Origin of the sequence: Marixanthomonas sp. SCSIO 43207, from assembly GCF_019904255.1 — a bacterium.
In the GTDB taxonomy this organism is placed as follows: Bacteria; Bacteroidota; Bacteroidia; order Flavobacteriales; family Flavobacteriaceae; genus Marixanthomonas.
In genome coordinates this window covers 217,804-230,276 of sequence record NZ_CP063203.1, presented here as the reverse complement: position 1 = coordinate 230,276, position 12,473 = coordinate 217,804, and the positions used below count along the sequence as shown (strand labels likewise).

Sequence of the window (12,473 nt, the reverse complement as noted above, 5' to 3'; positions counted from 1 at the left end):
AAAATCAATTTAAATTATTTGTGTGACGTTTCAGAACAATTTTCAAATTGATCTGGCGACTTTCCGCAGAAACCACAAGCTTCGCCCTCTTTATTTAAGAATGGATTTTGACTTGCGCAGGTACCGGCAAATTTGCCGTCTTTTTTACCCCATATTTTTATGGCAATACCGGCAAAAGCCAATAACAACAATAGAACTGTAATAAGTAAAATTCCCATAACTATATTTTATAGTGCAAAAATACAATCTTTCTTGGTGATGTGGTGGGATTTTAGTTAATTTTAGCGTTAAAATCCATTAAAAATTAACGTATGAAACGTGTTACCCAATTATTTTTTTCTGTTTTAGTGTTTAGCAGCTTTATTGCTTGTAAAAATGATAAAAAGGAAACTATAAAAGTTGAAGATGAAATTATAAAAGAAGCTCCACAAAAAGTTCAGCAAGTTAAAAAAGAATTGACTGTTGAAGAAAAGGAACGACTTAATAGTGTTATGTCAAAGCTAATGGTAACAGGTGAAACTAAGAATTATGCGAGTGCATTGGTGACTACGGGTCTTACTGAAATGTTGTCAAAAAATGAAGGACCATATACAATTTTTGCTCCTTCAAATGCAGCGTTTGACAGCATCCCTGCTGAAAAGAAAAAAAATCTTTTAAATGTAAAAAATAAAGAAGCCTTAAGTACACTGCTCAAAAACCATATGGTTGAAGGAGATATAGCTTCTTCTGCTTTGTTGCAAAAAGGTAAAGGAGGTTCAAATACTTTAAAAACGTTGGGAGGAAAAACTTTAACTGTCGTTAAAAGTGGAATGGATATTATGATTGAAGATGAAAACGGAAATAAAGCTCTTGTAGGTAAAAGTGATATCAATGGCTCTAACGGTGTTGTTCACGTATTAGACAAAGTACTTTTTGTTGATTAAAAAACGTTTACCTCAGGCTCAATAAAAATACCAAATTGGTCTTTAACTTTCTGTTGAATTGTTAAGGCCAGCTGCCAGATATCGTTACCAGAAGCATTGCCGTAGTTTACTAAAACCAAAGCTTGGTTTTTATGAACTCCAGCATCATCATAACGTTTGCCTTTAAAACCGGCTTGTTCTATCAGCCAACCCGCAGGAATCTTGTATTCACTAGGTGATAATTGGTAATACGGAGCGTCTGGGTTATCGATTTTAAATTGTTTAAACTTTTCTGAACCAACAATGGGGTTTTTAAAAAAGCTGCCGCTGTTTCCTAGTTTTTTAGGATCAGGAAGCTTTGATTGCCTAATGGCTATAACCGCTTCAGAAATATCTGAAATACTAGGATTTTCAATGTTTTTTTCAGATAAATTTTGCTGTATAGCACCATAATCTGTATTCAAATTATGGTTTGTTTTTGTAAGCTGAAACGTAACAGATGTTATGATGTACTTTCCTTTTGCTTCGTTTTTAAAAATAGAATTTCGATAGCCAAAGTTGCAGTCTTTTTTAGTAAACTCCTGTTCTTTTGTAGAAGCAATTTCTACCGTATTGCAAGACACAAATACATCTTTTAATTCTACACCATATGCACCAATATTTTGAATGGGAGCAGTGCCTACATTGCCGGGGATTAAAGAAAGATTTTCTATTCCACCATAATTTTCTTGAATACAAAATTGTACAAATTCGTGCCAATTTTCACCGGCCATAGCTTGTAAGGTGACATGGGTATCTGTTTCAGAAATAATTTTAATCCCTTTTAAGTTTACATGTATTACAAGGGCATCAATGTCTTTGGTAAGCAGCATGTTACTGCCGCCTCCTAGAATAAATCTTTCAGTATAATTTTGGTTAGCTAGTATTTCTTTTAATTCTTCTATTGAAGTAATTTCAACAAAATATCTAGCAGAACAAGCTATGCCAAAAGTGTTATAATCTTTAAGTGATTTATTTTCTTCAATCTGCATTAATTGTTTGGGTATTGTTCAAGAGCAATCTTTAATATGTTTACAGCTTTTAAAAGACTTTCTTTTTTAAGAACATACGCAATACGCACTTGGTTTTTACCTACTCCGGGTGTAGAGTAGAATCCAGCAGCTGGAGCTACCATTATCGTCTCACCATCTACATCAAACTCTTCAAGTAACCATTGCGCAAACACATCGCTGTCTTTAACAGGTAACTCTGCTATACAGTAAAAAGCTCCTTTAGGTTCACCTACTTTAACGCCTGGAATTTCACGTAGTTTTTCAACCAATAAATCACGACGTTCTTTGTATTCTTTGGTAACTTCATCAAAATAGCTTTGAGGAGTTTTTAATGCAGCTTCACTAGCAATTTGAGCAAATGTTGGTGGACTTAATCGTGCTTGTGCAAATTTTAAAGCAGTACTTAATACTTGCTTGTTTTTTGTAACTAAACAGCCAATGCGAGCACCACACATACTGTAGCGTTTTGATACAGAATCGATAATAATTCCGTTTTCAGTTAGGCTTTCTTCTTGAAGAATAGAATAGTGTTTTTCATCTCCATACACAAACTCACGGTATACCTCGTCTGCTACCAAAAATAAATCGTGTTTTTTTACAATAGCAGCTAATTTTTGTATTTCTTCTTTTGAATATAAATACCCGGTCGGATTTCCCGGATTGCAAATTAATATTGCTTTGGTTTTGGGTGTGATTAGCTTTTCAAATTCTGAAATAGGAGGTAGGGCAAAGTTGTTTTCTATCTTTGAAATAACCGGAACAATAGATACACCAGAAGCAGTGGCAAAGCCATTGTAATTTGCGTAAAAAGGTTCAGGGATTATAATTTCATCACCCACATCTGCAATACTTCCCATTGCAAATAATAAAGCCTCACTACCACCTGTAGTTACAATAATTTCATCGTGATTTACAGGAATGTCCTGGTCTTGATAATAGTTTGCTATCTTTTTTCGATAACCCTCAGACCCTTCAGAGCGAGTATATGCCAAAATATCTAAGTGGTGTAAACTTACAGCATCCATCGCAACTTGTGGAGTTTTAATGTCTGGCTGTCCAATATTTAAGTGATAAACCTTTTTATTTGCTTTATAGGCCTTTTCAGCAAAAGGAACTAATTTTCTAATAGGAGATTCGGGCATGTTTTGCCCTTTTACAGATACTTTAGGCATAGCTTGAAGTTTTAGCCAACAAAGGTCTGAAATATATTTATAATTACATACCCAAATGGGGTTTCTTTCATTAATTTTTTTTATCTTAATACAGTTTGAAAGTACTAAAAAACATATTCTTAATTGTAGTATGGACAAGCATTCTTCTGGGTAGTAAGGTGAATGTTTTTTCACAAGGAAGTTTTGCGCTTCCTGAAGGTGATAAAAGAGATAAAGTGTCTTTTGACTTAATCAATAACCTGGTAATTATTCCTGTAGAAGTAAATGGAACACCTCTTTCTTTTTTACTTGATACCGGTGTTAAATCTACGATAATATTCAGTCTAGCCAAACAAGATTCTGTTGAACTAAAAGAAACAAAACCAGTCAACATTAGAGGATTGGGAGAAGGCGGTTTTTTAAGAGGTTTGAAGAGTGAAAATAACGAAATAAAAATAGGCAACGCTATCAGTAAAAATCATACAATTTATGTGATTTTTGAAAACTCCTTAAACCTTTCGCCTAGAATGGGAGTGCCCATAAATGGTATTATAGGGCTAGATTTTTTTGAAAGTTTTATTGTCAAAACAAGTTATACTTCAAAAAAAATAAAATTTTACAAACCAAGTCAATATTCATATAAGAAATGTAGAAGGTGTGAGGTGTTAGATCTGAAATTTTATAAAGACAAACCTTACGTTGATGTAGTAGTAAAGTCTGAAAACCAAAATAAAGAAGTTACCCTATTGCTCGATAGTGGTTCTAGTGATGCTGTATGGTTGTTTAAACCACAGGGGTATTTAAAAGAAAACCCAAAAAATTATTTTGAAGATTTTTTAGGACTTGGCTTAAGCGGTCATATTTATGGAAAGCGATCCCGTCTTCAATCGGTACGAGCAGAAACTTTTGAACTTGAATCTGTCAATGTAGCTTTTCCTAATAAAGAAGCTACTGAAAATCTAGAACTTTATATTGAACGCGACGGAAGCCTGGGCGGTGATTTCTTAAAACGTTTTACCGTAACCATGGATTACCCCAACAAAAAAGTAATGCTTAAGCCAAACAGATATTTTTCAGATCCTTTTCATTATAATATGAGTGGATTGACAATTGAGCATGATGGAGTTGATGTGTACACAGAAAAACAATCACTTGAAGAACGTACAGCTACGGTAGGCTCAAGGTTTAGCGAATTAAAAAGTTCAACCGGATACAAAGCATTTAATATCTATTCAAAAACCGAAATTTTTTTAGTTCCCAGGTACGTTGTAGCCGAAATTAGAAAAAATTCAGTAGCTGAAAAATCTGGTATTTTAAAAGGTGATGAAATAACCAAATATAATGGTAGACCTATTCATAAGTACAAATTACAAGAACTCAATACGCTTTTCTCTTCAGAAGAAGGAAAAAGAATTAACCTTGAAATTTTACGAAATAATAGAAAGTTTAAGGTGAGTTTTCGCTTAGAAAAAGTATTATAATTTTAATCCAAATGTAAATACAAGTGAACTATCTGTAGTGTTTACCGCAGCACGATCTGTTAAGCCCACATTGTACAGTTGTTGTTGTCTATCTTGTTCAATCCAGCTGTATGAGAAATCAAAATAATACGATCCAAAGTTGTAGCCTGTACCCAGTGAAAAACTGGTTAAGTCATCAACTATTTCTTTATTTTTATAGGGGCTTTCTTCAAAACGATACCCTGCGCGTAAGCTCAAATTTTCAATACGATATTCCCCGCCAATACGGTATGTAGATGCTGCGGTAAGTGTGTTGTTGATATTTGAATTTAATGCAGAAAAACTAGGGTCTGAAGTAGGCTTAAAAGTGATTTCAGAAAAATCCTTGTACGAATAATTAAAGCTAATTAAACCGTCTTTACCAAAAATATAAGCAGCACTGGCCGTTACTTTTCCGGGAGTGCGAAGGGTGTAATCTTCATAAATATTTAAAATTCGCGGATCAATTATTGCCGTATTTGTTTGACCTTCAATGGTACGTTGCGTTTCAAGATATTGTGAAGTTTCTTCTGAAATAGTATACCAAGTTGGTGTGTCATACGTAAGCCCTAAGCGTAGGTAATCTGCAACTTTGGCGATACCACCTAGCTGAGCTGAAAATCCAGAACCTAACACCGAAAGGTTGTTTTGAAATCCAATTTGATTTACCGTACTACCTTGGTTGTTATTGGTTTCGTATAAAAAAGTGCTTTGTTGATAATCAATTACGTGAGAGTTTAGATTAATTCCGAAGTAATAATCATCTGTAAATTGAGTAGCTAAATTTAAGGTGTATTTTCCGCTGTAACCTTCACTTAAAAAAGTATATTCTTGATTAAAATTACCAGAACCTACGTTTGAAGTATATTGTGTGTTATTTGAATTTTCTGGATCAACCGGGTCAAATATAAATCCTTGATATCCTAAAAATGCATTTTGAGCAGCAACTCCTTGATTTTGTCCTAAAAAGCTGTACAAATCTGAAATGGTTTCATTACCCTGTAGTTGCAATGAGTTTAAAGGAATACCTTGTGCTTGCTGAAGAAAGAAGTTTGATATAGATGTGTTTCCGTTTCCGGCTATAAAAAGTTCATTGTCAAAACTTTGATTGTTGTTATACCCAACACCCAATGTAAATTTTTTCCAAAGAGAGTTTTCGTCTGCGTTGTCAAAAACAAACACTCCTCCGGCTTGATTAAGGTTGATGTCGTTTTCGAGACTTCCGGTAAGGGTACCGAAGTAAGACGCTTCATTTTCACGATCTAAAAAACGAGCAGAAACGCTGGCTTCATTACGTAAAAAAACAGCACTACCAGCCGGATTAATAGCCATTGCTGATAAGTCACCACCTAGGGCTCCAAATGCTCCACTTAGAGCGTTAAATCTAGCAGTACCAGTTATATTGTCTTGAGAATATCGTAGGCCATCAACTATTCCTTGGGCGTACAGTGTGCCCATAGAAAGGGCTAGTATGAGGAAGAAAAAAACTCTTTTCATAGCAATGTAATTTTTTGTTTGTTGTTTGATTTATCCGCGTCCGCCACCTCGGCTGCTGCTTCCGCCGCTGCTTCGTCTACTTCCTGAACTCGAAGAACTTGATCTTCTTGAACTATTAAAGTTGCTGGATGAATTTCTAGAACTTCTAGATGAAGGCGAGTAAGATCGTGTTCTTCTAGAATTAGAGTTGCTTCTACGTACCGATTGAGTATTACTTCTTCTTACTGAGTTGTTATTTGACCTGCTAAAAGTGCTGTTTCTTCGCACAGATGATCTTTTAGACCGTGCATTGTTTCTAGCTTCAACACGTCTTCTAAGTTCAGATCTTGAATAGGAAGTTCGGCTTCTGTCTGTTCTGCTATCAACATTTGATCTACCGCGAGAATTAACAGTTCTTCCATAATCTGTATTTCTTCTGCCTCGGTTATAAGAAACGCCATCATAATAATGGTTTCCGTAATAACCTCCGTAAGCATAATGGTGGTTATAGTAGTATGGGAAATAGCCACCATAGCCGTAGTGGAATGGGTAGCCCCAACCGTAATAACCGTAGAAAGGATGTCCCCAGCCTATGCTCCATGACCAATAAGGGCTATAAAAGCTGTATGGATACCCCCAAAAACTATTGTAACCCCAATAAGGACTATTCCAATAGCCAAAGTTAAATCCACTGTTATTATAAATATTTACTGTAACTTCTTCAGAATTACTACCCCAAGGTCCATATCCATCTTCATAAGAACCTCTTTCCTCGATAACGATATTTCCTTCATCATCTAGGTATTCTGATGTGGTATAGGCTTCAATATCTGTAAAAACCAAATCTTCGTCTTCAGGAATGTCTTGAAGTTCGTTTGCCTTGGTATTAAAGTATTGTTTGTAATAATTCCCTCTTTCACTACTGGTTTCTTCTTCAACAGCAACAGCATCTTGATTAGAATCGTAAATTCCATCACTATCTGAATATCCTGTGTTGTATGTTCCGCAAGAAGTGAGTAAAAGAGCTACAAATCCCATGAAGAAATACGGGAGGTGAAATTTTTTTGTGGTATATATTGGTTGCATAACTGCTATTTATTTTAATTGTTGAACATCTTAAAAATAACTAGTTTTGTCGAGATAAACGAAAACAACTAATTATTTAACACTACAGGCACAAATGCTGTGCCAAACTACCGTATATGGCAAAGAACTTAACAAAAAGAGCTGAAGATTATTCAAAATGGTATAATGAGTTGGTTATCAAGGCAGACCTTGCTGAAAACTCAGGCGTTCGAGGTTGTATGGTAATCAAACCTTACGGTTTCGGAATTTGGGAAAAAATGCAAGCTGAGTTGGATAGAATGTTTAAAGAAACTGGGCATCAAAATGCATATTTTCCACTTTTTATTCCAAAATCTTATTTCAGTAAAGAAGCAAGTCATGTGGATGGTTTTGCCAAAGAATGTGCTGTAGTGACTCATTATCGTTTAAAAAATGATGAAGATGGTAATGGTATTGTTGTAGATCCTGAAGCTAAACTGGAAGAAGAATTAATTGTTCGTCCTACTTCTGAAACTATTATTTGGGATACCTATAGAAAGTGGGTGCAGTCGTATCGTGATTTACCTATTTTGGTAAATCAATGGGCTAACGTAGTGCGGTGGGAAATGCGTACACGTCTTTTTTTACGCACTGCAGAATTTTTATGGCAAGAAGGACATACCGCTCACGCAACCAAAGATGAAGCTATTGCAGAGGCAGAACAAATGATGAATGTATATGCAGATTTTGTTGAAAATTACATGGCAGTTCCGGTTGTAAAAGGGCTTAAAACTGAAAGTGAACGCTTTGCAGGAGCTCTAGAAACCTATTGTATTGAAGCATTAATGCAAGATGGAAAAGCATTACAAGCTGGTACATCACACTTTTTAGGTCAAAACTTTGCAAAAGCTTTTGATGTAAAATTTGCTTCAAAAGAAGGAAAACAAGAATATGTTTGGGCAACTTCCTGGGGCGTTTCTACTCGATTAATGGGAGCTTTAATTATGACGCATAGTGATGATAATGGCTTGGTGTTACCGCCCAAATTAGCGCCAGATCAAGTGGTAATTGTTCCTATATACAGAAATGATGAGCAATTTGAGGCAGTAAGTAAAGTTGCTGTAGAATTACAAGCTCAATTACGTGAAGCAGGTATTCGAGTAAAATTTGACAATCGAGATACGCACAAACCAGGGTGGAAGTTTAATGAATACGAATTAAAAGGAGTGCCTGTTCGTATAGCTATTGGTCCCAAAGATGTTGAAAAAGGAACTGTAGAATTAGCAAGGCGTGATACTTTGACTAAGGAGTTTGTTAATCAAGATGAGGTTGTGACTACTGTACAAGGTTTGATGACCGAAATTCAAGAGAATCTTTATAAAAAAGCAGTTGATTATAGGGCAGAACACACCACCGAGGTAAATAGCTATGAAGAATTTAAAGAAGTAATAGAAAATAAAGGTGGGTTTGTCTCAGCACATTGGGATGGTACTTCTGAAACTGAAGAAAAAATTAAAAATGAAACCAAAGCAACCATACGTTGTATACCTTTGGATGGCAAAAAAGAAGCAGGAAGCTGTATTATTACAGGAAAACCTTCTTCTGCAAGAGTCTTATTTGCAAAGGCTTATTAATTTTTTTTAAAAAAGTTTAAAAACTGTTTGCAGAATTGAAAATGTGTTGTATTTTTGCATCCGCAATTGAAAAACAATTGGCCCGTTCGTCTAGGGGTTAGGACGCCAGGTTTTCATCCTGGTAACAGGGGTTCGATTCCCCTACGGGCTACAAATTAAAGAAATGAATTATGGCGAATCACAAGTCAGCTTTAAAGAGAATTAGAAATAGCGAAACAAAGCGCTTACGTAATCGTTACCAACACAAAACGACACGTAATGCAATTAAAAAGCTTAAAGAAGCATCAAGCAAGAAAGAAGCTGAAAAGTTATTTCCTGAGGTAATGTCTATGATTGATAAATTAGCTAAGAACAACATTATTCACACGAATAAGGCTTCTAATTTAAAGTCTCAGATCTCAAGACATATGGCTGCGCTATAAGTTTGAAGATTTCTTAAAAATTTAAAACTCCTTCAGAAATTTGAAGGAGTTTTTTTTATGTTTATTTTTAAATATTCTTAAATAGAAAAAGGTACCAAAGCACTGTAATCGCCACCGTTTCTTGCGATATCGCGAACTATAGATGATGATATATATGAAACAGCTGGAGATGCTAATAAAAACAAGCTTTCAACATCCATAACCTTGGCGTTGGCTTGCGCTATGGTTTGTTCATATGTAAAATCTGCTGTGTTACGTAAACCACGTAATATAAATTGAGCGTTTTCTGCCTTGCAAAAATCTGCCGTGAGCCCAGTATACGTTTTTACCTGTACAGATTCATACTCGTTAAAAGCTGTTTCAATAAAGTGTTTTCGTTCTTCTAGCGAGAACATATATTTTTTTTGAGCATTGACGCCTATGGCGATAATGATTTCGTCAAAGAGAGGTAACGCACGTTTTATTATATCTACATGACCTAGTGTTATAGGGTCAAAAGAACCTGGAAATACTGCACGTTTTGTCATGATATTGATTTTTTTTTTAAATTTTAATTCAAAGTGTCTTCTACCAAAATACTAAAAAATTCTGTAAGAGACATTCCGGTTTCTCGTACTTGCTTAGGGACAATGCTTTCTTTTGATAAACCGGGATTTGAATTGGTTTCTATAAAATAAGGCTTTCCTTTTTGAATAATAAAATCACTTCTAGAAACACCGTTCATATTTAATACTTGGTATATTTTTTTGGCTTCGGCCTGTATTTTTTGCGTTTCTTTTTCGCTTATTCGAGCCGGTGTTATTTCTTCTGAGGCTCCTAAGTACTTTGCTTCATAATCAAAAAACTCATTTTTTGAAACTATTTCGGTGGTGGGTAAAGCGATGATTTCGCCTTTATGTTTATAAACACCTACTTGTACTTCTGGACCTATTAGAGCGGTTTCAATCAATACTTCATTGTCTTCTTGAAACGCTTTTTCAATGGCAGGAATTAATGCGTCCATTTCTTTTACTTTGCTTACACCAAAACTGGACCCTGCTCGATTGGGTTTTACAAAGCAAGGTAGCCCTACTTTTTTGATGATTTCTTCCTTATCAATTGTAGTTCCTTTATTAACGTAATATGAGTTGGCGCAGTTAATTCCGAAGCCTTTTAATACAGATAAACAATCTCTTTTATTAAAGGTTAAGGCTGCTTGATAGTAACCGGCGCTGGTTTGCGGAACACCTACTAATCGTAAGTAAGCTTGTAGTTGACCATCCTCACCGGGTGTACCGTGAATACAATTAAAAACACAATCTGGTTTAATAGTTTTACCATCCTTTTCAAAGCTAAAATCTTCTTTATTTATAGGGGCTTTTGTGCCGTTTTCTGAAACGTAAAACCAGCCTTCTTCTAATATATGAATAGGATAGGCGTGATATTTTTCTTTGTCTAAATATTCACAAACCATTGCTCCACTTTGCAATGAAATTTCAAATTCGCTAGAATAACCGCCCATTGCAACAGCTACATGTTTTTTTGTCATACCAAATGTTTAAAAGTAACGTTTAACAAAAATATCACTAATCCACAGAAAGATACTAACTTTGGTTTGTTATTTTTGCGTATCAACTTATAATCTATGACATTTTTCAGATTCCTCTTTACCAAAGCATTTTTAAAGCAATTGCTGTTAGCTGTTTTGGCATTAATTGTATTAAGTTTTTTGATTATGTGGTGGCTTAAATCTACCACCAATCATGGACAGAAAATAGAAGTTCCTAGCTTAAGTAAGCTTTCACTTGATGTAGTTGAAGATAAACTTGGTGAGCTTGATTTGCGATATGAAATATTAGATTCTGCAAATTACAACCCTGACTATCCTAAGTTTTCAGTAATTGAACAAATTCCGAAAGCTGGAAAATATGTAAAAGAAGATCGGAAAATTTATTTGTATTTAAACCCGTCAGGATATCGAAAAATACAAGTTCCGGATGTAATAGGAAGAACACGAAGACAAGCAGAACCTACGTTACTTGCTATGGGCTTTGAAATAGGAAAAGTAAGTTATCGCCCAGACATAAGTGATCAAGTAAAAGAAATGCGATACAAAGGAGAAAAACTTGAGCCCGGGACAAAAATTCAAAAAACGGCAGTTATTGATCTAATTGTTGGTGATGAATCACTCAATAGGGTACAACAGGAAAATGATAATGACGAGGAAGAACAACCAAATGAAAATGAAGCCAATGAGCAATAATACTGCTTCAGAAAATACAGAAGATTCAGGTAATGACGATTTATATGAACATTATCGATATGTAGCCGATAAAGGTCAACAACCACTTCGAGTTGATAAATTTTTAATGAATCGCATTGAAAATGCTACGCGAAATAAAATACAAAAAGCTGCAAAAGATGGTAACATTCACGTCAATGACGCTTCGGTAAAACAAAATTACAAAGTAAAGCCCGGTGATGTAGTTACTGTTCTTTTTGAACATCCGCCTTATGAAAACTTATTAGTTCCTGAAGATATTCCTATCGATATTGTATATGAAGATGATTCGGTACTGGTAGTAAATAAAAAAGCCGGTATGGTTGTGCATCCCGGTCACGGAAATTACACAGGTACATTAATTAATGCACTTACGTTTCATTTTGATAATTTACCAAACAATAGTAGCAACCGTCCGGGGCTTGTACATAGAATTGATAAAGATACTAGCGGATTGCTTGTAATCGCTAAAACGGAAGAAGCGATGGCACATTTGTCTAAGCAATTTTTTAATAAAACTACCGAGCGTGAATATATAGCCCTTGTTTGGGGAAATATACAAGAAGAATCTGGTACTATTGAGGGTAACATTGGCAGACACCCCAAAAACAGACTCCAAAACACAGTTTTTGAAGATGACGAACTTGAAGAAAGAAGCAAGCATGCTGTCACACATTTTGAAGTAATAGAACGGTTGGGGTATGTTACATTAATTTCTTGCCGCTTAGAAACCGGAAGAACCCATCAAATTAGGGTTCATTTAAAACATATAGGTCACACCTTGTTTAATGATGAGCGTTACGGTGGAGATAAAATATTAAAAGGAACCACATTTAGTAAATACAAACAGTTTGTAGAAAATTGTTTCAAAGTATTGCCAAGACAAGCTTTGCATGCTCGCACTCTTGGATTTGTACATCCCGTAACTGGTGAGCAAAAAAGATTTGAATCGCCTATACCTAAAGATATAGAAGAATGTCTTGAAAAATGGCGCAATTATTCAAAACACGTTATTGAATAAAAAAAATCCGAA

13 protein-coding genes and 1 tRNA gene are annotated in these 12,473 nt (G+C 35.1%); 7 read left to right on the top strand and 7 right to left on the bottom strand.

Annotated features, from left to right (window positions below; genetic code table 11):
• Nucleotides 1-14: 14 nt before the first annotated feature.
• A complete protein-coding gene (locus INR76_RS01100; RefSeq protein ID WP_223108790.1) occupies nucleotides 15-218 on the bottom strand; it encodes a membrane or secreted protein in 204 nt (67 codons plus the stop codon).
• 93 nt (nucleotides 219-311) lie between these two features.
• Between INR76_RS01100 and INR76_RS01095 the strand changes: the two genes are divergently transcribed.
• Nucleotides 312-923, top strand: coding sequence for a fasciclin domain-containing protein (locus INR76_RS01095; RefSeq protein WP_223108789.1), 612 nt, complete (start codon nucleotides 312-314; stop codon nucleotides 921-923).
• On the opposite strand, the gene murB is transcribed toward INR76_RS01095, so the two are convergent.
• Nucleotides 920-1,933: a UDP-N-acetylmuramate dehydrogenase gene (gene murB, locus INR76_RS01090; RefSeq protein WP_223108788.1), complete on the bottom strand. Its 1,014-nt coding sequence runs from the start codon at nucleotides 1,931-1,933 to the stop codon at nucleotides 920-922. The genes INR76_RS01095 and murB overlap by 4 nt on opposite strands.
• Nucleotides 1,933-3,126, bottom strand: a complete 1,194-nt coding sequence (locus INR76_RS01085) for a pyridoxal phosphate-dependent aminotransferase (RefSeq protein ID WP_223108787.1) — start codon at nucleotides 3,124-3,126, stop codon at nucleotides 1,933-1,935. Before INR76_RS01085 ends, murB begins: the two co-directional genes overlap by 1 nt.
• 95 nt (nucleotides 3,127-3,221) lie before the next feature.
• Between INR76_RS01085 and INR76_RS01080 the strand changes: the two genes are divergently transcribed.
• Complete coding sequence (locus tag INR76_RS01080) at nucleotides 3,222-4,586, top strand: aspartyl protease family protein (protein WP_223108785.1); 1,365 nt, start codon at nucleotides 3,222-3,224, stop codon at nucleotides 4,584-4,586.
• Here the strand turns inward: INR76_RS01080 and INR76_RS01075 are convergent.
• Both INR76_RS01075 and INR76_RS01070 read right to left on the bottom strand, forming a co-directional pair.
• The gene (locus INR76_RS01075) at nucleotides 4,581-6,101 is read right to left on the bottom strand and encodes an OmpP1/FadL family transporter (RefSeq protein WP_223108784.1); all 1,521 of its coding nucleotides are present in this window, start codon (nucleotides 6,099-6,101) and stop codon (nucleotides 4,581-4,583) included. The two genes, INR76_RS01080 and INR76_RS01075, sit on opposite strands and share 6 nt — an antisense overlap.
• A 30-nt stretch (nucleotides 6,102-6,131) precedes the next feature.
• The gene (locus tag INR76_RS01070; RefSeq protein ID WP_223108783.1) at nucleotides 6,132-7,118 is read right to left on the bottom strand and encodes a hypothetical protein; all 987 of its coding nucleotides are present in this window, start codon (nucleotides 7,116-7,118) and stop codon (nucleotides 6,132-6,134) included.
• 164 nt (nucleotides 7,119-7,282) lie between these two features.
• On the opposite strand from INR76_RS01070, the gene proS reads away from it, so the two are divergent.
• From proS to rpsT, 3 genes are all read left to right on the top strand, one after another.
• Nucleotides 7,283-8,758 (top strand): proline--tRNA ligase, encoded by a 1,476-nt coding sequence (gene proS / locus INR76_RS01065; protein ID WP_223108782.1) that lies wholly within the window; start codon nucleotides 7,283-7,285, stop codon nucleotides 8,756-8,758.
• Nucleotides 8,759-8,837: 79 nt separating this feature from the next.
• Nucleotides 8,838-8,909: transfer RNA gene (locus tag INR76_RS01060), tRNA-Glu, on the top strand.
• A 19-nt stretch (nucleotides 8,910-8,928) separates the two neighbouring features.
• The gene (gene rpsT / locus INR76_RS01055; protein WP_223108781.1) at nucleotides 8,929-9,180 is read left to right on the top strand and encodes a 30S ribosomal protein S20; all 252 of its coding nucleotides are present in this window, start codon (nucleotides 8,929-8,931) and stop codon (nucleotides 9,178-9,180) included.
• A 77-nt stretch (nucleotides 9,181-9,257) separates the two neighbouring features.
• On the opposite strand, the gene coaD is transcribed toward rpsT, so the two are convergent.
• A complete protein-coding gene (gene coaD / locus INR76_RS01050; RefSeq protein WP_223108780.1) occupies nucleotides 9,258-9,707 on the bottom strand; it encodes a pantetheine-phosphate adenylyltransferase in 450 nt (149 codons plus the stop codon).
• Nucleotides 9,708-9,730: 23 nt separating this feature from the next.
• Nucleotides 9,731-10,708 carry a D-alanine--D-alanine ligase gene (locus tag INR76_RS01045; RefSeq protein WP_223108779.1) on the bottom strand — a complete coding sequence of 326 codons (978 nt, stop codon included), beginning with the start codon at nucleotides 10,706-10,708 and terminating at the stop codon, nucleotides 9,731-9,733.
• Nucleotides 10,709-10,804: 96 nt separating this feature from the next.
• On the opposite strand from INR76_RS01045, the gene INR76_RS01040 reads away from it, so the two are divergent.
• Both INR76_RS01040 and INR76_RS01035 read left to right on the top strand, forming a co-directional pair.
• Nucleotides 10,805-11,422, top strand: a complete 618-nt coding sequence (locus tag INR76_RS01040) for a PASTA domain-containing protein (protein ID WP_223108778.1) — start codon at nucleotides 10,805-10,807, stop codon at nucleotides 11,420-11,422.
• On the top strand, nucleotides 11,412-12,461 hold the full coding sequence (locus tag INR76_RS01035) for an RluA family pseudouridine synthase (RefSeq protein WP_255592735.1): 1,050 nt from the start codon (nucleotides 11,412-11,414) through the stop codon (nucleotides 12,459-12,461). The genes INR76_RS01040 and INR76_RS01035 overlap by 11 nt, the downstream gene beginning before the upstream one ends.
• Nucleotides 12,462-12,473 lie beyond the last annotated feature (12 nt).